Consider the following 21,785-nt stretch of genomic DNA (forward strand, 5'->3'; position numbering starts at 1 on the left):
GTTGCCTAAGTTCGTTTCCTGTGCTCTGGCAATGATCACCGTTACCCATCTTCTTGCGGTGGGTATCGGTGCCGCGCTGGGTGCGGTTTGCCGTTGGTTACTGGGTTTATGGCTTAACCACGCTGGTGCCTTTGTGCCCTGGGGCACATTGGCTGCCAATTACATTGGCGCTTACGTTATTGGCGTGGCTATTGCCCTAGTCTTGCAAATGCCGTCCGTGCCCGAATGGTTACGTCTGTTTTTGGTCACCGGTTTTCTGGGCGGGCTCACGACGTTCTCCACGTTTTCGGCAGAAACCTTTGGCCTGTTGCAGCGGGGCGATCTCTGGCAGGCGTTTTCGTATATTTTTATCAGTGTGTTGGGCGCGCTGGCCCTGACGGCGTTAGGGGTGTACACCGGCCAGCGGCTGTTTTAGCCTCCGGTCGTTGTCGCGTGTGCACACTTTATCCAATACAGCGGGCTGCCGCTTGCCCGCTCATTACTGCCCCTTCCAACACCGCCGGGTAGCCGGTGTTGGTCCAGTCGCCGGCTAATACCAGGCCCGGCCAGGGGGTGTTGTTATCGGGTCGCGTCAGCCCAGGGGTAGCGGCAAAAGTCGCCCGCTTTTCAATAATCAACAACTGCTGTGCAATGTCTGGCATAGGACCAAACTGGCTCGTCTGACGACGAACCTGTTCGATAATCAAACGGCCAGCGGCGTCGCGATCTGTCAGTGCCGACGACAGGCAATTACTTAACACGATACTGATCAACGGATGACGCTCGCGTGCATTCGAAATCACAGCGTGATTAAAAAGCCATTGTCCCAATTGTCCGGGGGCCGCCTGGTCATCCAGCATCAGCATGGGTTCGGAAAGCGTGGTCCACGGTTCATCGAGCATCAGGTTCAGCGTGGCGATGGCTACAGGGCTGAAGGCTTCCAGGTGCTGCATCAGCCGTTCAGTGCCTGGTCGTGCGGGTAATTCGGCCAGCAAGCGTCTTGCATTGGGCGGCGGTACGGCAACGACAAGTGCATCGTGCCAATGTTTTTCATTCAGGGTATAGCCGTTGGATGCTGCGTCAATACGCTGGATCGGGCTGTGTCGATGCAATGTGATACCGGCGGGCAAGTGATCGGGCCAAAGGTCAGACAAATCGGTGCGCGGAATCAGGACATCACTGGCGTTACGGCCGGCATCCAGGCTGTCTTTTAATACCCGCGCCATCATCAGGGTGCTGGCTTGCGCAAGTGGTGTGTTCAGTGCAGCCAGGCATAGCGGCTCCCAGAAACGTTTGACTACGCCGGCAGGTTGACGCTGTTCGTCCAGCCATTGGGCTAACGGACGGTCAGGCGTAACCTTCCAGCCGCGTAGTCGTAGACGCGCCATGGCCTTGATTAGCGCCGCTTTTTCTGAGGTATGCCACCCCTTGGCCAGGGCGACTGCGGCCACTGCGTGCCATGGCGACGGCAACGCGCGGCAGCGTAGTTCGAAGTCGCCCGACGCTGCTTGCAGCTTCAGGCCAAAGCGCAAAAGCAGGCGATCCGGTTCGCGATGCAGGCGTTGCATCAGTTGCAGGGTATGTTGGTAAGCACCCAGCATAATATGCTGCCCGTTGTCCAGTGCGGCATTGCCAGAGCCTGGCACGCGGCGCGCCCGTCCACCGGCTAAGGGTCCTGCTTCATAGAGGCTGACGTCATGTCCTGCGTCGTGCAGGGCAATGGCGGCGCTCAGACCGGCCCAACCTGCGCCGATGACGCCAACGTTCATTGGGCGAACTGGCGACTCAGGCGTTTTCCGCCGCTGACCCACGTTTTCCAGGCCAGCCAGAATTTGCGTATGGGCGTGAGCGAAATGCGTTGATCCAGCACATGCCACTGATCACGTTCAATTTCGAGCAGAAGTGCATGGTAGATGGCGGCCATGGCCAGGCCCGGCCGTTGATTGCGTCGATCGACCTCGGGCAGGGTAGCCAAAGCTTCGCGATAATAGTTTTTTGCGCGCTCGGTTTGAAAGCGCATGAGCGCAACAAAGCGATCGGAATACTGGCTGTTGAGAATTTCAGAGGCTTTGACGTCGAATTGCTGCAGTTCGTTGACCGGGAGGTAAATACGGCCGCGTCGGGCGTCGTCGCCCACGTCGCGAATGATGTTGGTCAGTTGGAAGGCTAGCCCGAGCTTGTCGGCATATTCGAGCGTGGCGTCGTTCTGGTAACCAAAAATGCCGACGGAAAGCTCGCCCACGACGCCGGCGGCATGCCAGCAGTACTTTTGCAGCCCCGGCCAGTCGAGGTACCGGCTTTGGTCCAGATCCATTTCCATGCCTTCGATAACTGCGTGCATGCGGGCTGCGGTCAGCTTGCATGGCCCAATATGGGGCAGTAAGGCTTTCATTACCGGGTGTTCGGCTTGCCCGCTGAACAGTAGGTCAACCTGCTGGTGCCACCATGCCAGAGTGCGGCGTGCCACTGACGGGTCGTTGCACTCGTCGACCACATCGTCGACCTCGCGGCAAAATGCATATAGCGCGGTGATTGCCAGGCGGCGTTCGGGAGGCAGGAACAAAAAGGCGTAATAAAAGCTCGAACCACTTTTTGTGGCTTTGTTCTGGCAGTATTCGTCGGGGCTCATGCGTGACTTAGTAATTTGGCGCCTTTCGGCGCGCAAGGGCCCGTGCCGAAATGACGAGCCAGTCGCGCATTTTCAGGGTGGGCCGATGATTGAATATGTCGTAGTTTAAATCGTCTAGTCGCTCAAGGATACGTAAACCGCCTTCGATGATCATGCGTAACTCGAGCGCGAGTCGGCCGGGCAGTCGCTCGGGCAGTTTGCGCCCTTGGTTCAACAGGCTGCGCGCCTGGGCGACCTGCTGGCGCATGAGCGCCCGCCAGGCGGCATCGCATTGTCCCTCGGCAATCTGTGTTTCGGTGACACCGAAGGCTTGCAAGTGTGCCTGCGGCAAGTACACCCGGCTTTTTTGCCAGTCGATAGCAACGTCTTGCCAAAAATTGGTCAGCTGCAGGCCGGTGCAGATCGCATCGGAGGCGGACAGGTTCTCGCTTGTTGCCGCATCATACAGGTGCAACATGAGCCGTCCCACTGGGTTGGCCGAGCGCCGGCAGTAGTCGAATAGCGCCTCGTCGTCGGGGTAGCGGGTTACTTGTACGTCTTGTGAAAAGGCGGAAAGCAGGTCGTAGAAGGGTTGCAGCGGCAGGCGATGCCGACGGATGGTGGATCGCAGGGGCACGAACACCGCGTCCAGCCCGCCAGAAAAGCCATGAGCGCCGCCGTTGGGCGTTGGGGTGTCGACGGCATGACTTATGGCTATATCTTGCGCGATTCGGTCTAGTGCCGCCCGGTAGTCATCAAGAGCCTGCAAGCGTGTTTGTGGCGTGGCATCGCCTTCATCGGCAATGTCGTCGGCCGATCGGGCGAACCGGTAGATATCGACGACGGCGCCACGCAGATGGCGCGGCATCAGTATTGAAGCTACCGGGAAGTTTTCGTAGTGATCGACCGCCATGAAAATTGTTTTGAATTTTTACAGGACGCCAAGCGAACGCCCGTCAGTTGGATTAGACTTTCGGTATTAGGGGGAAGTTATGCCACGTCCAATTTCGGCAACGATTTCGTTGCCGTTTTTAACTCATAACCTGGCTGTTATACACGACCAGCTCAATCGTATCAGCATCGACCACAATCGCAGTCGCCCAAAAATCTGGGCCGTGATCAAGGCCAACGCGTATGGGCATGGCATCGAAAACGCAGTCAGTGCATTTGCCCAGGCCGATGGCCTGGCCATGCTCGATGTTGACGAAGCTATTGTTTGTCGCGAAAAAGGCTGGACCAAGCCAATCTTGATGCTGGAGGGGTTTTTTAACGCCTCCGATATTAACCTGTTCAGCCAGTACTCGCTCGACGCCACGGTGCATTGCCTTGATCAAATTGACATGCTGGCGGGTGCATCGGTAAAAAACCCTGTTAATGTGTTTCTTAAGTTAAACACCGGTATGAATCGTCTTGGGTTTGCACCGGACGCCTTCACGGCGGCATGGCAGCGTGTGGTCGCCTTGCACAAGCAAGGTGTCGTGGGCACGATGGGCAAAATGACGCACTTCGCACGTGCCGACGAACGTGACAGCCTGACGCAAAAGCAAATCAGTGTGCTGCGGCATGTCACCGATGCGTTGCCGGGTCCGGTCAGTATGTGCAATTCTGCTGCAACGCTCACGCCCGATTATTGGATGTCGTTGCCCGACGCACCCACACAGTGGGTGCGTCCCGGTATTTGTCTTTATGGTTCATCGCCGTTTGCGCATCAGTCCAGCCATAGCCTGGGTTTGCGACCTGGCATGACGCTGCGCTCGCAACTCATCAGCGTACGCAACATACAGGCAGGCGAGGGCGTTGGTTACGGCCATATATTTGTGGCCGATCAGCCCATGCGTGTAGGGGTGGTTGCTTGCGGCTATGCCGATGGCTATCCACGGCACGCCACTACTGGTACGCCGGTCGTTGTCAAAGGGACTCGAACTCGGCTTCTGGGGCGGGTTTCCATGGATATGCTGGCCGTCGACTTAGGTCCGGTGTCTGAACCTTCCGTGGGTGACGAGGTCGTATTGTGGGGAGAAGGCGGCCCCGGTGTTGATGAAGTGGCGGCGGCCGCCGGCACGATCGGCTATGAACTATTATGCGCGGTGGCGCCGCGCGTGCCTAAAGTGGTGATTTCCTGAAACCCAACCCCGACAAGGACAGACCGTGAAAAACAAGTGCGTACTGGTAACTGGTGCAACGCGTGGCATAGGCTGGGCCATCAGCCAACGTCTGGCCGATATGGGCTGTCATGTGGTGGGTTTGGCGCGCAATACTCAAGACATCGATTTTCCGGGGTATTTGTACTCTTGCGACCTAAGCAACGCCGGTGAAACCGAAGACATTTTGCGCATGATCCGCGAAAAGTATCCCGTCGATGCCATCGTCAACAATGTCGGGGTCATTCGGGCCGAGCCCCTTGGCGAGGTTGACCTGGCATCGCTCTATACCGTGTTTGACCTGAACGTACGGGTTGCGGTGCAGGTTGTTCAGGCGTTCGTAGCGTCAATGAAAACGCGCCACGATGGTCGTATCATCAATATATGTGGGTCTGGCGCTCATGGCGCGGCCAATCAAACCAGTTTTTCGGCGGCTAAAAACGCCTTGATCGGTTGCACCAAAACCTGGGCGCTCGAGCTTGCCGAGTACGGGATCACAGTGAATGCCGTATCACCTGGGCCCATCGAAACTCAAACCTTTCGCGAGCAAAACCCGGTAGGCAGCGACGCCGAAAAGAAAGCTATCGCCTCGGTGCCGCTAAAGCGCCTGGGGCAGCCTGCCGACGTCGCGGCTGCCGTGCTGTTCCTGCTTTCTGCCGAATCTTCTTTCATTACCGGGCAGGTTCTGGGGGTTGACGGGGGAAGTAGCCTGGCCGGGCGGCAGAGCTAGGGTCCGGCATCACTATGGCAAAAATCAAAACAACATTTGTTTGCAACGAGTGCGGGGGATCCAGCCTCAAATGGGAGGGCAAGTGCCCGCATTGCGGGTCATGGAATTCGCTGGTCGAATCCATCGAAGCGCCGGCTGGTACGAATCGGTTTGCCTCTTTGGCAGGCGCCAGCCCCGTGCAAAACCTCGCCGACATCGAGGCGCGTGAGCTGCCTCGTCAACCATCGGGTATTGCCGAGTTCGATCGTGTTCTGGGGGGTGGGTTGGTGCCTGGGGCTGTCGTGCTCATTGGCGGCGATCCGGGCATTGGTAAATCGACGCTGTTATTGCAGGCGTTGGTGTCGTTGTCACATGCGGTGCCGGTGCTGTATGTCACTGGTGAAGAATCTGCCGAACAAGTGGCTTTGCGTGCCCGCCGTCTGGAACTGGAAACGGATAAGGTGAGCTTGCTGGCCGAAATTCGTCTTGACGCCATTATGGCGACGCTGACCGATAAAAAGCCGGCCGTGGCCGTCATAGACTCTATCCAGACCCTGTATTCTCCTGATCTGTCGGCGGCGCCTGGGTCGGTATCTCAGGTGCGCGAATGTGCCGCCCAACTGACGCGGTTGGCCAAGCAAACAGGCATCACGATTGTCTTTATCGGGCATGTCACCAAAGAGGGCGCGTTGGCGGGGCCGCGGGTCCTCGAGCACATCGTTGATTCGGTACTTTATTTCGAAGGCGATTCGCACTCCTCGTTTCGGCTGGTGCGCGCCATTAAAAATCGCTTCGGCGCAGTCAACGAGCTGGGCGTGTTTGCCATGACCGATCGTGGTCTCAAAGGGGTCAGCAATCCATCGGCATTGTTTTTATCTCAGCACGATCAAAGTGTTGCTGGTTCCTGTGTCATGGCCACTCAAGAGGGCACCCGCCCGTTGCTGGTCGAAATTCAGGCGTTGGTCGATACGGCCCATGCGCCCAATCCCAGACGCTTGAGCGTGGGTCTTGAAGGGACGCGTTTGGCTATGTTGCTCGCGGTGCTGCATCGTCATGCCGGAGTGGTTACTCATGACCAGGATGTCTTCGTCAACGCGGTGGGCGGTGTAAAAATTACCGAGCCTGCTGCCGATTTGCCCGTCTTGCTGGCGATTTTGTCATCGTTACATAACCGTCCCTTGCCTAAGGGCCTGGTGGCCTTTGGCGAAGTGGGTTTAGCCGGAGAGATCCGGCCGGCGCCTCGTGGACAAGAGCGCCTCAAAGAGGCGGCCAAGCTGGGGTTCAGTGTAGCCCTGATTCCTAAAGCCAACGCCCCCAGACAACCGATCGAAGGTCTCGAGGTCTGGCCGGTCGATCGTATCGATGCGGCTATCACGCGTTTACGCGATGCGGCTTTTTCTTGATGTCCAGGGTTTAACAGACATGTCTCAGCGTTCCCGTAAAGCCTCCGCATTCACTCTTGGCCTCTCGGCACTCAAACGCGACTGGCGAGCCGGTGAATTACATGTCTTGCTTATTGCGCTGGTCATTGCGGTTGTCGCAGTCACCAGCGTTGGCTTTCTGGCCGATCGCGTTGGGCAGGCATTAGGCCAAAATTCGGTGCAAATGCTGGGGGGCGACCTGGCCCTCGAAGCCGATGCGCCGATCAACGCCGAAGTCATCCAGCGTGCGCAAGCCGCGGGCCTCGAAACAGCGCAAACGGTTTCTTTCCCTTCAATGGTCGGCAACGCGCAGGGCGTTCGTCTGGCTTCAGTTAGGGCTGTGTCCAATACGTACCCGCTTTATCCAGGGTTACGGGTCGACATCGGCGATCAAAAAAATATACCTGCGCAAAGCGGTCCGGCACCCGGTTCGGTTTGGGTCGACCCTCAGCTTCTCAGTTTGCTTTCCCTTCATCCAGGCGATCGCCTGGATGTCGGCGACTTATCCCTGACGGTTTCGGGGGTCATCGCGTACGAGCCCGATCGCGGCGTGCAGTTTGTCAACGTCGCGCCGCGCGTCATGATCCACCTCGACGATCTCGACGCTACGGGGTTACTGGGGTTGGGCAGTCGCGCCCGCTACGGGCTGCTGGTGGCGGGGCAGGGCAGTGCGCTGGCCGATTACAAGCGTTGGCTCGAGCCCTCACTGGCGCGCGGGCAGCGCCTCAAGACAATAGACGATGCCAGCCCCGAAGTCAGGGGGTCATTGCAGCGCGCCCACCAGTTTCTGATGCTTGTGGCATTGCTTACGGTAATGATTGCGGCCGTGGCTATTGCGTTGGCCACGCGGCGCTACCAACTGCGCCACCACGATGGCGTCGCCATTATGCGGTGTCTGGGGGCGTCACGCCGCCAATTGCAGGGGGCGTTATTGACCGAGTTTCTGGTGTTTGGCGTCTTGGCATCCGGGCTGGGCGTGGTTTTGGGCTATGGCGTCCACCAGGTGTTGGTGACTTTGGTGGGGGTGCTTTTCGACACCCCGCTGCCAGCCGCCTCGCTCAAGCCGGCGGGGCAGGGGTTTATGACCGGCTTGTTGCTGCTGCTTGGTTTTGCGCTGGCCCCTCTGGCCGAGTTAGGGCGTGTCGCGCCTGCGCGCGTATTGCGCCAAGCGTCTGCGGCGCAGCTGCGTTATCGGGCGGCACCCTATTTGCTTGGGCTAGTCGGTTTTTTCCTGTTGGCCATGTGGGTGTCGGGCGACTTTAAATTAAGCCTGGTTATTGTCGGCGGTGTGTTGCTGATGTTAGGGCTCTGCGCAGCGCTTGCCTGGGTAGGCGTCAGTGCATTGGGTTATTTTCGCCGCCAAATGGGTACGCCTTCGGTGTTGCGGTTTGCCCTTGCCGGCCTGGCCAGGCGCAAGTCATTAGTGGTGACGCAGGTATGCGCCTTGTCGGTGGGTTTGCTGATTTTGCTGTTGCTGGCGATTACCCGCACCGATTTGCTGCAAGGCTGGCAAAATGCACTGCCTGTTAATGCACCCAATACCTTTTTAATCAATATTCAGCCCGACCAACGCGATGTCGTACAAGCGGCCCTGACACAGTCTGGTATCGCCGAGGCAAAACTTGCGCCTATGGTCAGGGGACGTCTGGTTGCCATTAACAATAAGCAGGTCGACTCCACGTCATACGACAGCCCGCGCGCGCAACGCATGGTCGATCGTGAGTTCAATCTGTCTTATCGGTCGACCTTGCCCGACAGTAATCGGTTGTTGTCCGGTAAATGGCTCAATCCTCAAGGCAACGAAGTCTCGCTCGAGTCGGGCGTAGCCGATACGCTTGGCGTTGGTTTGGGGGATCGAATCGACTTTGATGTGGCGGGTCAGATTGTGTCCGTCGTCGTGACCAGTCTACGCGAGGTCAAGTGGGACTCCTTCGATGTCAATTTCTTCGCGCTGATGTCGCCGGCTGCATTGGCTGATGCGCCGACGTCGTACATTACTTCTTTCTATTTGTCGTCCCGGCAGGGAGCGTTCGTACAAGACCTGGTGCGCGATTTTCCCAACCTGACGGTCTTCGATGTTGGCGCCATGCTGACCCAACTTAAATTCATTCTGGATCAGGTTGTGCAGGCCGTACAAATATTATTTGTGTTTACTATTGCCGCCGGCGTGTTGGTTCTGGCTGCCGCTTTCTTTTCAACACGAGATGAGCGGATGCGCGAGGTAGCCATCCTCAGAATGTTAGGGGCCAATTCCCGACAGCTTTCGATTGCGATGGCCGTTGAGCTGGTGCTGGTCGGGGGTTTGTCCGGTATGCTGGCCGCCTTTGGTGCCTTATCAATCGGCTGGGCTGTAGCGGTTCACGTTATTGACATCCAGTTCACCTGGCCGCTGTGGCCTTGGGCTGTTGGGCTTTTAGTGGGTATTGCTGCAGCATTGTTCGCCGGGGCACTTGCGTTACGTGGCGTGTTGCGTACCCCCCCGCTATTGTCCTTGCGTGCCATGGCCTAAACCCTAATCTTTGCTTCAGTATTCAAGACATCATGCACAACCCTGGCAACCACTGGTTCGACATGCCGTTTAACGGCGGTGCGATGCGGTTTTCCAAGCACCTCGAGGGTATGTTCAAGCCTGAAGGGTTTGGCGTCTCTGCGTCGGCCGGGCCTGTCGTAAATGTTTCGGGTTTATCGCTCGATCAGACAGCGTCGTGGGTTGGGCTTTTCGACCCGGCCAACCCGGCGCTGCACGCCCAGCCTGTTCAGTCCGGCGGCCGGCAATCGGCTTGGTTTATCGACGGGCCCATGGGGGCTGCGTTGTTGCGTCATTACAGGCGCGGTGGGTTGGTCGCCAAGTTCAGCAAAAATCGTTACCTATGGCAGGGGGCAAGACGGACCCGTGCCTTTGCCGAATTTTGTTTGCTCGACACGATGTTCCGCCAGGGTTTGCCAGTGCCCCAGCCGCTTGCAGCGGCCTACTGGAGGCATGGGCTTACGTATCGTGCCGCCATTGTCGTGGCCCGAATCCCGCACGTTATGCCTTTGGCCGATTGTCTCCCCCAGGCAGACCCCGTTGCCGTTGCGGCTGCCGTTCTAAAAATTCACGATGCAGACGTCTGGCATGCCGATTTAAATGCCTTTAACATCTTGCTCAACGCAGTCGGGCATGTCTGGGTTATTGATTTTGACCGGGGCGAATCCAGGGGTATGTCGCGCGCTCTGCGTAACGCAAACTTGCAGCGGCTACGTCGTTCGTTGGTCAAAGTGGCCGCACAGCAGGGCGAGCGGTTCTGGCAGGCCGTCAACGTGGCCTATTGGCAACTCGCGACCGCTTGAATACCGCATTTTTCAAATAAAAAGGCGCTATCATCACGCCTTTTGTTCAATTTTGTCGTCGGGGTTTTGTCGCTAATGGGTTTTAACTCGGTTGCAAAAGTTGTCTTGTCGCTGGCATTGGCGTGTTGCTCACCGGCCGTTGTCGGCCAGGTGCTGAACATTTATAACTGGGCAGAATACACCGCGCCCGATACGATTCCGGGTTTCGAGCGCGAGACCGGCATTCGTGTCAGGTACGACGTCTACGACAGTAACGACACTCTGCAGGCCAAGTTGCTGACCGGCAAGTCGGGGTATGACATTGTTGTGCCCTCTACCCACTATGCAGCGCGCCAGTTGCAGGCCGGCTTGTTTCAAAAGCTCGACAAGTCGAAACTGCCCAATCTCAAGCATCTTGACCCCGACATCATGGCGCTTGTTGCAGCGGTCGATCCGGGTAACGAGTATTTAATTCCCTGGGGCTACGGCACTAATGGCCTGGGTCTTAATGTGACCAAAATACGCGAAATTCTGGGGCCGGATGTTCCACTCGACAGTTGGGACCTTCTTTTCAAGCCCGAGTACGCTCAGAAGCTGCGCGGATGCGGCATTTCGGTGCTCGATGAAGCGGCGCAGGTGTTTCCAGCCGTTCTGAACTATTTAGGAAAAGACCCCAACAGTCATAGTACCGACGACTACGAGGCCGCCATGACGGTTTTGCAGGGTATTCGTCCCTACATTCGCCAATTCAGCTCGTCTGGCTATATCGATGAGCTGGCGTCGGGCGACCTGTGCCTCGTTTACGGGTATTCGGGCGATGTCATGATTGCGCGTCAGCGTGCCAAAGAGGCCGGCAAGCCGTTCGAAATTGATTATGTCATTCCGCAGGGTGGGGCACCGGCATGGTTTGACACCATGGCTATTCCCGCCGATGCCCGCAATGTCGACGAAGCGCATGCCTTCATCAATTACATTGAAACGCCCGAAGTGCATGCGGCCATAACCAACGAAATGTTTTATCCGAATGCCAATAAGTCGGCGCGCGCATTTGTGGTCGACGAAGTGGCCAGTAATCCCATGATTTACCCGCCGCCTGAAGTGGCGCGCACTTTATTTGTGATCAAATCCCAGCCCCTAGTTGCCAAGCGCATCCAGACCCGGATGTGGGCAGCCTTGAAATCAGGCCGTTAACCATGACAGATAATCGCAGTGCAGGCACCACCTGGTCGGCAGACACCGATGAGTTCGTTCGCGTCGAGGACGTGGTCAAAATTTTTGGCGACACGGTGGCTGTTCAGTCAGTCAACCTCTCGGTAAAGCGCGGCGAAATATTCGCGCTGCTGGGCAGCTCGGGTTGCGGCAAGTCTACTTTACTACGCATGCTGGCCGGTTTCGAGCAACCGACTTCTGGCCGCATTTATCTCGATAACGAAGATATCACTGCGCTGCCGCCGTATCGCCGTCCGGTCAATATGATGTTCCAGTCGTATGCCTTGTTTCCGCACATGAGCATTGAAGCCAATGTGGCGTTCGGGCTGAAGCAGGAAGGGGTGCCGCGCAACGAAATACATGAGCGGGTTTTCGAGGCCCTTGACCTGGTGCAGATGGCCGCGTACTCACGCCGCAAGCCGCATCAGCTTTCGGGCGGGCAACAGCAACGGGTTGCGTTGGCGCGCAGCCTCGTCAAGCGGCCCAAGTTGTTGCTGCTCGACGAGCCCATGTCGGCACTCGACAAGCAAATCCGTCAGAAAACTCAGGTCGAACTGGTCAAGATTCTTGAGCAGGTCGGCGTGACCTGCATCATGGTCACGCACGATCAGGAAGAGGCCATGACCATGGCGGGTCGTTTGGCGGTCATGACCGAAGGCCAGATTATTCAGTGCGGCACGCCGCAAGACGTGTATGCGTTCCCCAACTCAAAGTTCGTTGCTGGTTTTATCGGGTCTACCAACCTGTTCGACGGTCGTATTACCGTCGATGAACCCGACCATATCGTCATCGAAAGCGATCAGCTCAGTCGCCCTTTGTTTGTATCGCACGGAGTCAGTGAGCCTTTGGGCATGGACGTGCATATTTCGATCCGTCCCGAGAACATTCGGGTGTCGGTCGAGCAACCATTGGGCGAGGGCAACTGGGCCCATGGCCACGTCAGTCACGTTGCCTGGATGGGCAGTTATGTGCGTTATCAAATCCGTCTCGATTCGGGTTTCATCCTCGAAGCTAACGTACCTGGTGTTGTGCTTGAGCAATCGCAGGCGCCTGCCGTTGATGAAGAGGTGTACGTCAGTTGGTCGGGTGACAGCGCTACGGTGTTGCCATCATGAAGTCGCTGCCCGCCTGGCCTCGCCAGTTGCTGACAAGGCGGCTGGCCATCCTGCCCCCGTTCCTCTGGATGGCACTGTTTCTGCTGGTGCCGTTCCTGCTGGTGTTCAAGATCAGTTTTGCCGACCTGCGTTTCGGGATTCCGCCCTACACGCCGTTAGCCGAACTCGAAGACTTTACGCTACGGTTGGGGCTGCACCTTAACGCTTACTACCTGCTGTTCACCGACAGCCTGTACATTGCCACTTACCTTAATTCTATTAAGGTCGCGGCCATCACAACGATGTGTTGCGTACTGATCGGCTACCCGATGGCGTATTACATTGCGCAATCCAGCCCGCGTGTGCGCAATCTGTTGTTGCTGGCGGTTGTCTTGCCGTTCTGGACGTCGCTTTTATTGCGGGTGTACGCCTGGGTGGGCATTTTGCGCAACGATGGCTTGTTGAACAACTTTCTATTGTGGTTGGGCGTGATTGACGCGCCCCTTGAAATTTATCGCACGGATCTGGCGGTATATATCGGACTGGTCTATGCATACTTGCCTTTCTTCATCTTGCCCCTTTACGCCAACTTGGTAAAGCTTGATCGTCGTTTGCTCGAAGCGGCCTATGACCTGGGCGCGAAGCCCTGGACAGCGTTTTTTAAAGTGACCTTGCCCTTGTCATTGCCGGGGGTGATTGCCGGCGGGATGCTGGTGTTTATTCCCACTGTTGGCGAATACGTCATCCCTGAAATGCTGGGGGGAGCCGATACCCTGATGATGGGGCGCGTCATGTGGACAGAGTTTTTCAACAATACAGATTGGCCGATGGCTGCAGCGGTGACGGTTGTCATGGTGGCTATCTTGCTGGTGCCGTTGGTCATTTTCCAACGCAATCAGCTCCAGCAGATGAACGTTGGCAACGGGGGTAAAGATGCAGCCTAACCGAACCTTACGCGCTATTTCGCTCACTGTCGGATACGCTTTCCTTTATGTGCCCATTGCCTGCTTGATGGTGTTCTCTTTCAACGATTCGGCGCTCATGACTTCGTGGTCCGGGTTTTCGTTTCGGTGGTATGTCGAGCTTTTCAACGACCGCGCGTTGTTGGGCGCCGCGTTTTTATCACTCAAGATTGCAGCGCTAACCGCAACCGCCGCCGTCATCATCGGCACATGGGCGGGTTATGTTCTGGCGCGTATGGGGCGCTTTCGCGGGTTTACGCTTTACATCGGCATGCTTAGCGCTCCTCTGGTCATCCCCGAAGTCGTGTTGGGGATATCGTTGCTGCTGCTGTTTGTCGAAATGGGGCAACTATTTGGTTGGCCGGCCGAAAACGGCATGTTTACCATCTGGGTCGGGCACGTTACCCTGTGCGTGGCGTATGTGGCCATCGTGATTCAGTCCCGTATTCGCGACCTCGATCGCTCCCTTGAAGAGGCGGCGCTCGACCTGGGGGCTACGCCAGTGCGGGTTTTTTTCCTGATAACGGTGCCGCTGATTGCACCGGCATTGTTGGCAGCCTGGCTACTGGCCTTTACCCTGTCGCTTGACGACGTGGTGATTGCCTCGTTTTTGTCGGGGCCGGGCTACACCACCTTGCCCCTCGAGGTGTTCTCGCGAGTACGCCTGGGGCTTAAACCCGAAATCAACGCACTGGCGACGCTGTTCATCCTGGTCGTCGGCATTTTCGTCATTGTGGCTAATCGCTTGCAATGGCGCGGAGAAGCAAAATGACAACTCCCGTGACGATCTATGGACTGAAGCGGTGCAGTACCTGCGTCAAAGCTACAAAATGGCTCGAAGCCAATGGCGTGGCTTATACGTTTGTCGACTATCGTGATAACCCGGTGCCGTCGGCTACCCTGGTCGAATGGGCTCAGGCGGCAGGCGGATGGGAAAAGCTCATCAACCGGGCATCGACCACCTGGCGCAATTTGTCTGACACGGAAAAGGCCGCCAACACACCCGAAGCCTTCCTGGCGCTGATCTCCCAAGCGCCTACGTTGGTGAAGCGGCCGGTGCTGGTTCCCGCCACCGGGCCCGTCATGTTCGGGTTCTCAGAGAAAAAATATTCAGAAGCTTTGGGGTAATTCATGCTTACACAACAAGAACTTAAACAAAACGTCGCGCAAGCGGCTGTTGATTACGTTTTGCCGATGCTTGGCCCCGACGTCATCGTGGGCATCGGGTCTGGCTCGACCGCCGACCTTTTCATCGACGCGCTGGCACAGCACAAAGATCGTTTTTTGGGTACGGTCTCCAGCTCCGAACGTAGTACTGCCCGCCTGCAAGGGCACGGCGTCAAAGTGTTCGATCTGAACGATGTCTCTAAAGTGCCTGTTTATGTCGATGGCGCCGATGAAATCGATCATGGCCTGCACATGCTCAAGGGTGGGGGCGGGGCGCTGACACGCGAAAAAATTGTGGCCTCTGTCGCAGATCAGTTCGTTTGTATTGTCGACGAGTCCAAGTTGGTCGAATGCATGGGTGCATTTGCGCTGCCTGTCGAGGTCATCCCGATGGCGCGTGAAGTGGTCGCGCGTCGCTTGCATGCACTTGGCGGCGAGCCGCGCTTGCGCGAAGGCTTCGTGACGGACAACGGATGCATCATTCTTGATGTTGCAGGTTTGCGCATTACCGACCCGGCAGCATTAGAGGCCCAAGTGAACAATATCCCGGGTGTGGTCACGTGTGGTTTGTTTGCTATTTCTCCGGCAACTGTCGCATTAATGTCAACGCAATCGGGCGTCGTTCAGCTTAAGCCCAAGGGTTTATGACAAGGTCATAAAACTGTCGCAATTTGGGTGTACCCTTGATACGTATCCGGTAGTTTTTGCCAATCCAGACAACGTGGGCCAAGCGGCACGCGTTGTCGAGTTCCGTTAGAAGGTCGATATGTCCGAGCACACCAATAAACAGTTCTCCTCAGAACTCGAGCTGACCCGTTCCTCGTTTCTGCAAATGGGGGGGCTTGTCGAAGCGATGATTCAAGAGGCAATGGAAACCTTGGTGACGGGTGAGCTCAGTCTGGTCGACAAGGTCCGCGAGCGAGAGCGCGATGTCAATCGTCTTGAAGTCGAAATCGACGAACGTATTGGTTTGCTGATTGCCCGCAATCAGCCTGCCGCGGTCGATTTACGCCTCTTGTTGTCGGTTTCAAAAATGTTGACCGACATGGAGCGCTGCGGCGACGAAGCTGAAAAAATCGCCAAAATGGCCCGTCGCCTGCACGAGGCCGAGTCGCGTTATATGCCAGCCGTCGAGTTGCGTCACATTTCCAACCATGTGGTGGCCATGATCCGTGATGTGTTAGACGCATTCGCACGTGATGACGCTGTTCATGCCGCTACGGTGGTTCGCAGCGACAAAGAGGTCGATAAAGAATGGAAGGCAGCCTTGCGTCACCTCATCACCTACATGATGGAAGATCCACGCACCATTTCGCGTTCGATCGACCTGATTTTTATTGCGCGTTCGCTTGAGCGCATCGGCGATCATGCTAAAAACATGGCCGAGCGCGTCATTTACATGGTGCACGGAGACGATGTTCGTCATACCGGCGTCAAGGCAACCGAGCGTATTGCGCGTGGCGAATCTTTAGACGACGCCGACGCCTGAGGGTAACCCGGCCTGCTCGGGTTTGAAGTGCGCCCGAACGTGCCAATAAAAAACGCCCGGTTGGCTTACCAACCGGGCGTTTTTTTGACGGCTTGCCGCGTTACTGTGGAGGCGGAACGTAACCTTGGGCCTCAACGTTGCCGTCTTCGAACAAGAACGTTTCCATTTGCTGGGCCAGATATTTGCGTGCACGGGCGTCAGCAAGGTTCAGACGGTTTTCATTGACCAGGCGAGTCTGGGTTTGAATCCACATTTCCCAGGCCTCTTTCGAGATGCTTTGCCAGATGCGTACGCCCATTTCGCCGGGGTATGGCGGTGCGGCTAGCCCTTCGGCTTCACGTTTCAGTTTTACACAGTTCACCATGCGTGTCATACGTCGAACCTACCTTTAAATACAGTTAGCAATTGGGGCCATTGTACCTATAGCGGCGTGGCCTCGCACCTTACAGTTTCTTGATGAAAACCAGACTATTGCGCGACCGGTTGTAGTGCGCCTGACGCTCTTTGGGCAGGTCGGAAACACCGCCCTGGGTGAAACCTCGTTTCATGAACCAGTGTGAAGTTCGGGTGGTGAGCACGAACAGGCGACGGGCGCCCATGGCCCGGGCGCGCGATTCGGTGTGGCGTAGCAAGATTTCGCCTTCGCCTTCGCCCTGCCATTCGGGATGCACGATCAGGCAGGCCATTTCGGCCATGCGTTCTTCGGGGTATGGAATGAGTGCCACGCAGCCATAAATAACCCCGTCGTGCTCAAGAACTGTAAATTGCTCAACGTCGCGCTCGATAACGGCGCGTCCGCGTGGTACCAGTGTGCCGTCGGCTTCAAGCGGATCGATCAGCCGAACAATAGCGCCGACGTCGTCTATGGTAGCCGGGCGCAGGTCGTCGAGTGTGTCTTCGACCACCATGGTGCCTACGCCGTCGTGGGTAAAAATTTCGAGCAATACACTGCCGTCGAGGGTGTACGGCAACAGGTGAGCCCGCGCTACGCCCCTTTTGACGGCCCGCGACGCATGGCTAAGAAAAGCGGCGGTATCTTCGTCAAGCGTGCCGCCGGCCAGCAGGGCGTCGGCGTCCTCGCGGGCCAGTTCCGTATCGACAGAGCCGTCCGGGTTAAGTACCGTACGGTTTTGTGTCAGAAAAATCAGCTTTTCGGCGCGCAAGGCAATGGCAACGCTGGTGGCCAGGTCTTCCATGGCCAGGTTAAATGCTTCGCCTGTGGGCGAAAAACCCAAGGGCGAGAGCAGGACGAGGGCGCCCTGAAACAGTACGGCTTTCAGGGCGTCGGTATCGAGTTTGCGAACCGTACCGGTGTGTTGGTAGTCGATACCGTCGACGACACCCACCGGGCGCGCCGTCACAAAATTGCCCGAAATGACCCGGATTTGCGCATGGGACATGGGCGTGTTGGGCAGGCCCTGGCTGAAGGCTGCTTCGATATCCAGGCGTATTTCGCCCGCCGCTTCTTTGGCGCACTCGAGTGCGGGTGCGTCGGTAGGTTGCATGCCTCGGCCAAACCGGGTGGCAAACCCTTTAAGCTTGAGCTGTTCGTTGACCTGGGGGCGCGACCCATGCACCAGCACCAGGCGTACACCCAGCGCTGATAATAGTGACAAATCCTGGATCAGGTTGTTAAGTGCACCATCGTTGACCAGTTCCCCGCCGAAGGCGACGACAAACGTCTTTCCGCGAAAGTTGTGAACATAAGGCGCCACTTCGCGAAACCAGCGCACAAACTGTGCCGGTGCAAAATGAGTTGCATCTTGAGCGGAAAGGGGTTCTGCTTCGTTATCAGCCATAAGGGGTGGTGTTGAGTCCCGGTTGTTTTGGTTTAGGTCAAAATTATAATGATCGACTGACCTTTTATAAGAATTTTCATGCAACACACCCCAGATTTGTCGGTAAACAAAGACAAACCGCAGGCTACGCCACGGCCATTGCCGCCTATTCATTACCCCGAAGACCTGCCTGTCAGCAGCCGAAGGGCCGATATCGCGCGGGCGATCAGCGATCATCAAGTGGTGATTGTTTGCGGCGAGACAGGTTCGGGAAAAACAACGCAATTGCCTAAAATTTGCCTCGAGCTTGGGCGGGGGCAGGGCAAAATGATTGGCCATACCCAGCCCCGACGCCTGGCGGCCACCTCGGTGGCCAAGCGGGTTGCACAAGAGCTGGGCACAGGGCTGGGCGACTGGGTCGGGTATCAAATCCGTTTCAGCGATCGCACGGGGCCCAACGCAGCCATCAAGCTGATGACCGACGGTATTTTGCTGGCAGAATCGCAGCGCGACCCGTTACTGCGTCGCTACGACACCATTATCATTGACGAGGCCCACGAGCGCAGTCTGAACATTGATTTCCTGCTTGGGTTTTTACGTCAGCTGTTGCCCAAGCGCCCCGATTTAAAGCTCATCATCACATCGGCCACCATCGATGCTGAGCGGTTTGCCCAGCATTTTGCGCATAAAGGCAAGCCCGCGCCCGTCATTGAAGTATCGGGTCGTTTGTATCCCGTCGATATTCTGTACCGGCCCGTCCAAAATGATCGCGATGATGTCAACGACGATAACAAGGCGCGTTCGGCTCAAGACGAAGAGCGCGATCTGATTGACGCCGTTGTAGAAGGCGTGGCCGAATGCGCGCGGCATGGCATGGGCGATGTTTTGGTCTTTTTGCCGGGCGAGCGTGAGATTCGCGAAAGCGCCGAGGCCTTACGCAAAAATCATCCAGGGCCTGTCGAGGTCTTGCCTTTGTTTGCTCGTTTGTCGCAGGCCGAGCAAGAGCAAATTTTCAAGCCAACGGGTAATGTGCGACGGGTGGTGCTGGCGACCAACGTAGCCGAAACCTCGTTGACGGTGCCGGGTATACGCTACGTGGTCGATTCGGGCTTGGCGCGTGTCAAGCGATATTCGTGGCGTAACAAAGTTGAACAGCTGCATATCGAGCCCATCAGTCAGGCATCGGCCAACCAACGCGCTGGGCGATGCGGCCGTATCGGGCCTGGCGTGTGTATTCGTTTGTACGACGAACAAGACTTCAAACGTCGGGCGCCATTTTCCGACCCAGAAATCCTGCGATCGTCTTTGGCCGCCGTCATTTTGCGTATGAAGGCGCTCAAGCTTGACGACATCGAGACCTTTCCTTTTGTAGAGGCGCCCTCCGGGCGAGCCGTGGCCGATGGCTACCACTTGTTGCAAGAGCTGGGGGCGCTCGATGAACGCAATCAACTGACTGCGGTGGGGCGTGAGCTTGCCCGCATGCCCGTCGATCCACGTATCGCCCGCATGATTCTCGCGGCGCGCGATGAGCAGTGTCTGGCAGAAATGCTGATCATTGCGTCGGCGCTGTCGGTGCAGGACCCCCGCGATCGGCCAATGGCCGAGCGTGAAGCCTCTGAGGCGGCCCATGCGCGTTTTCGCGACGACAAGTCGGAGTTCGTTTCGTATCTGAAACTATGGCGCTGGTATGAAGAGCAGGTGGCGCACAAGGCATCGCAACGCAAGCTGGTGGCCACATTGCGTCAAACCTATCTGTCGCCCATACGCCTGCGCGAATGGCACGACGTCCATAGCCAATTAGCTGCTATCGTGGGAGAGCAGGGCTGGCGCGTCAATCAAACCGAGGCGACCTACGAACAGTTGCATAAGGCGCTGTTGTCGGGGCTGCTGGGTAACCTGGGGTTAAAAAGCGAAGAGACCACGACTTATCAGGGCGCTCGCGATATCCGGTTCACGATTCACCCGTCGTCGCCGTTGGCGCGTAAAGCCGGGCGCTGGATTATGGCGGCCGAGCTTGTCGAAACCTCGCGCTTGTTCGCCCGCTGTGTAGCCCGCGTGGATCCGGTCTGGGTAGAAAAGGTCGGTGAGCACTTGCTTAGGCGCAGCTGGTCTGACCCTCGGTGGGAAAAGAAAGCCGGTCAAGTGGTGGCCAACGAACGCGCCACGCTTTACGGGCTGCCCATTTATCATGGTCGGCGCGTGCACTTCGGCAAAATCGACCCGGTTCAAGCACGTGAGATTTTTATTCGTGATGCCCTGGTGACCGGTGATATCGAGACGAACGCCGCGTTTGTTCGCGAGAACCGCGCGCTGATTCAAAAAATCGAAAAGCTTGAACATCAGTCGCGTCGCCCGGATATTCTGGTTGATGACGGCCTTATTTATGCGTTTTACGACCAGCATATTCCCAAGCATGTGTTTCAGACCGCGACTCTGGAAAAATGGGTCCGGGGGCTCGATGCCGGGCAGGCCAAGGCGTTGCTGCTGACGCGCGATGCGTTAATGCAGCACGATGCAGCAGGGGTCACCACCGATGTTTTTCCCAAGTCAGTGCAATGGGACGGCGTCGAGATGGCGCTCGACTATCACTTTGAGCCCGGCTCGGTCCGCGACGGCGTTACGCTCACGGTGCCTTTGTTTGCGTTGAACAAGGTCGACCCGCAGCGCTGCGAGTGGTTGGTGCCCGGCATGCTCAAAGAAAAAGTACATTTGTTGCTTAAGTCGCTGCCGCAAAAATTACGTCGTCATTGTGTGCCGTTGCCCGATTACGCCGCTGCATTTTGCGACCGCTGGTTCGAGCACGAACCCGACGGGCGAGCGAGTTTGCTCGACGCTATCGCGGCCGACATGTGGGTGCAGGTCAAAGTCAGGCCGGGGCGGGCCGACTTCAAGCTCGAAACCTTGCCGGCTCATATGTTCATGAACTTCAAGGTGGTTGATGAGCATGGCCGGATGCTCTCGGGGGGGCGCAATCTCGATCAGCTTAAGGCCGAGCATGGCAAAGAGGCGCAGGCGTCGTTCCAGAAAGTGGCGGCTCGAGATCAGGGTGTGGCTCAGGCCCTGGCCCAGGATCAACTGGTTGATTGGACATTCGGGCCGTTGCCCGAAATCATGGAAATCCGTCGCAAAGGTCAGTCGGTGATTGGCTACCCCGCGCTGGTCGATCGGCAAACGCACTGCGATCTCGATGTTTTCGATGATCCGGCCGAAGCGCGCGCCCACCATCGTATGGGCTTGCTGCGCCTGTTCCGGCTAGGGCTTAAAGAGCAGGTCAAGTTTCTGGAAAAGAATCTGAATGACCTGACCCGGATGAGCATGCTGTTCATCAGCCTGGGGACTCAAGAAGAACTTAGAGACCAGATTATCGATTGCGCACTTGAGCAGGCTTGTCTGGCCGAGCCGTGGCCCGATGATCAAGCTGCATTTAACCAGCGCAAGGCAGAGGGCAAAAACAGGTTGGGTTTGCTGGCTCAGGAAATTGCGCGGTTGGCAGGGCAGATTCTGGCCGAATGGGCAGCCGTGCAGAAAAAACTGCCTCAAGCCAAGGCACATGCCGACACTTACGCCGATATCCAGTCGCAACTGTCTCAGTTAATGAGCAAACACTTTGTTCGGGCTACGCCTTATGGGCAGTTAGCGCATTTTCCGCGCTATCTCAAGGCAGTGCAGGCGCGTATCGACAAACTGCGTGCCGACCCCTCGCGCGATCGTCGGCTGATGAGCGAGATGGCGCCTTTGTTGGTGCAGTATCAGCGGGCCGTGACGGCACTTAAAGGGCAACCCGATGCGCAACTTGCGGATTTTCGTTGGATGCTTGAAGAGCTGCGAGTCGCGTTGTTTGCCCAAGAGCTGCGTACACCGATGCCGGTGTCCGTCAAGCGCTTGCAAAAGGCCTGGGCGGCGATGCAGCGCTAATGCC

19 protein-coding genes are annotated in these 21,785 nt (G+C 57.0%); 14 read left to right on the forward strand and 5 right to left on the reverse strand.

What is annotated here, in order from left to right; genetic code table 11:
• The first annotated feature begins 31 nt into the window (after positions 1–31).
• Positions 32–415: a fluoride efflux transporter CrcB gene (gene crcB, locus CHR62_RS04115; protein WP_093970794.1), complete on the forward strand. Its 384-nt coding sequence runs from the start codon at positions 32–34 to the stop codon at positions 413–415.
• A 28-nt stretch (positions 416–443) separates the two neighbouring features.
• On the opposite strand, the gene hpnE is transcribed toward crcB, so the two are convergent.
• The 3 genes from hpnE to hpnC are packed head-to-tail and all read right to left on the reverse strand — an operon-like array spanning position 444 to position 3,500.
• Positions 444–1,748: a hydroxysqualene dehydroxylase HpnE gene (gene hpnE / locus CHR62_RS04120; RefSeq protein ID WP_123660104.1), complete on the reverse strand. Its 1,305-nt coding sequence runs from the start codon at positions 1,746–1,748 to the stop codon at positions 444–446.
• Positions 1,745–2,608 carry a presqualene diphosphate synthase HpnD gene (hpnD, locus tag CHR62_RS04125; protein WP_093970796.1) on the reverse strand — a complete coding sequence of 288 codons (864 nt, stop codon included), beginning with the start codon at positions 2,606–2,608 and terminating at the stop codon, positions 1,745–1,747. The genes hpnE and hpnD overlap by 4 nt, the downstream gene beginning before the upstream one ends.
• Before the next feature lie 7 nt (positions 2,609–2,615).
• Positions 2,616–3,500 carry a squalene synthase HpnC gene (hpnC, locus tag CHR62_RS04130; protein WP_123660105.1) on the reverse strand — a complete coding sequence of 295 codons (885 nt, stop codon included), beginning with the start codon at positions 3,498–3,500 and terminating at the stop codon, positions 2,616–2,618.
• A 79-nt stretch (positions 3,501–3,579) separates the two neighbouring features.
• On the opposite strand from hpnC, the gene alr reads away from it, so the two are divergent.
• The 12 genes from alr (at position 3,580) to phoU (ending at position 16,088) form a co-directional block, all read left to right on the forward strand.
• Positions 3,580–4,710, forward strand: coding sequence for an alanine racemase (alr, locus tag CHR62_RS04135; RefSeq protein WP_093970798.1), 1,131 nt, complete (start codon positions 3,580–3,582; stop codon positions 4,708–4,710).
• A 25-nt stretch (positions 4,711–4,735) separates the two neighbouring features.
• Positions 4,736–5,458, forward strand: coding sequence for an SDR family oxidoreductase (locus CHR62_RS04140; RefSeq protein ID WP_093970799.1), 723 nt, complete (start codon positions 4,736–4,738; stop codon positions 5,456–5,458).
• 14 nt (positions 5,459–5,472) lie between these two features.
• Complete coding sequence (radA, locus tag CHR62_RS04145) at positions 5,473–6,840, forward strand: DNA repair protein RadA (protein ID WP_123660106.1); 1,368 nt, start codon at positions 5,473–5,475, stop codon at positions 6,838–6,840.
• A 19-nt stretch (positions 6,841–6,859) separates the two neighbouring features.
• Positions 6,860–9,367, forward strand: a complete 2,508-nt coding sequence (locus tag CHR62_RS04150; RefSeq protein ID WP_123660107.1) for an ABC transporter permease — start codon at positions 6,860–6,862, stop codon at positions 9,365–9,367.
• Positions 9,368–9,399: 32 nt separating this feature from the next.
• Entirely contained in the window at positions 9,400–10,188 is a 789-nt protein-coding gene (locus tag CHR62_RS04155; RefSeq protein WP_233574859.1) for a 3-deoxy-D-manno-octulosonic acid kinase, read from the forward strand.
• A gap of 75 nt (positions 10,189–10,263) precedes the next feature.
• Positions 10,264–11,358 carry a polyamine ABC transporter substrate-binding protein gene (locus CHR62_RS04160; protein ID WP_093970847.1) on the forward strand — a complete coding sequence of 365 codons (1,095 nt, stop codon included), beginning with the start codon at positions 10,264–10,266 and terminating at the stop codon, positions 11,356–11,358.
• A gap of 2 nt (positions 11,359–11,360) precedes the next feature.
• Entirely contained in the window at positions 11,361–12,491 is a 1,131-nt protein-coding gene (locus CHR62_RS04165) for an ABC transporter ATP-binding protein (RefSeq protein ID WP_123660108.1), read from the forward strand.
• Complete coding sequence (locus tag CHR62_RS04170; RefSeq protein WP_093970802.1) at positions 12,488–13,414, forward strand: ABC transporter permease subunit; 927 nt, start codon at positions 12,488–12,490, stop codon at positions 13,412–13,414. Before CHR62_RS04165 ends, CHR62_RS04170 begins: the two co-directional genes overlap by 4 nt.
• Positions 13,404–14,204 (forward strand): ABC transporter permease subunit, encoded by an 801-nt coding sequence (locus CHR62_RS04175; protein WP_093970803.1) that lies wholly within the window; start codon positions 13,404–13,406, stop codon positions 14,202–14,204. The genes CHR62_RS04170 and CHR62_RS04175 overlap by 11 nt, the downstream gene beginning before the upstream one ends.
• The gene (locus tag CHR62_RS04180; protein WP_123660109.1) at positions 14,201–14,560 is read left to right on the forward strand and encodes a Spx/MgsR family RNA polymerase-binding regulatory protein; all 360 of its coding nucleotides are present in this window, start codon (positions 14,201–14,203) and stop codon (positions 14,558–14,560) included. The genes CHR62_RS04175 and CHR62_RS04180 overlap by 4 nt, the downstream gene beginning before the upstream one ends.
• Positions 14,561–14,563: 3 nt before the next feature.
• A complete protein-coding gene (rpiA, locus tag CHR62_RS04185) occupies positions 14,564–15,247 on the forward strand; it encodes a ribose-5-phosphate isomerase RpiA (protein ID WP_093970805.1) in 684 nt (227 codons plus the stop codon).
• Positions 15,248–15,365: 118 nt separating this feature from the next.
• Positions 15,366–16,088 carry a phosphate signaling complex protein PhoU gene (gene phoU, locus CHR62_RS04190; RefSeq protein WP_093970806.1) on the forward strand — a complete coding sequence of 241 codons (723 nt, stop codon included), beginning with the start codon at positions 15,366–15,368 and terminating at the stop codon, positions 16,086–16,088.
• Positions 16,089–16,188: 100 nt separating this feature from the next.
• On the opposite strand, the gene CHR62_RS04195 is transcribed toward phoU, so the two are convergent.
• Positions 16,189–16,461, reverse strand: coding sequence for an oxidative damage protection protein (locus tag CHR62_RS04195; protein WP_093970807.1), 273 nt, complete (start codon positions 16,459–16,461; stop codon positions 16,189–16,191).
• A 70-nt stretch (positions 16,462–16,531) separates the two neighbouring features.
• Positions 16,532–17,887 carry an amino-acid N-acetyltransferase gene (gene argA / locus CHR62_RS04200; protein WP_123660110.1) on the reverse strand — a complete coding sequence of 452 codons (1,356 nt, stop codon included), beginning with the start codon at positions 17,885–17,887 and terminating at the stop codon, positions 16,532–16,534.
• Positions 17,888–17,965: 78 nt separating this feature from the next.
• Between argA and hrpA the strand changes: the two genes are divergently transcribed.
• Positions 17,966–21,781 carry an ATP-dependent RNA helicase HrpA gene (gene hrpA, locus CHR62_RS04205; RefSeq protein WP_123660111.1) on the forward strand — a complete coding sequence of 1,272 codons (3,816 nt, stop codon included), beginning with the start codon at positions 17,966–17,968 and terminating at the stop codon, positions 21,779–21,781.
• Positions 21,782–21,785: the final 4 nt, after the last annotated feature.

This window comes from Pusillimonas sp. NJUB218, from assembly GCF_003788685.1.
GTDB lineage: Bacteria > Pseudomonadota > Gammaproteobacteria > Burkholderiales > Burkholderiaceae_B > Neopusillimonas.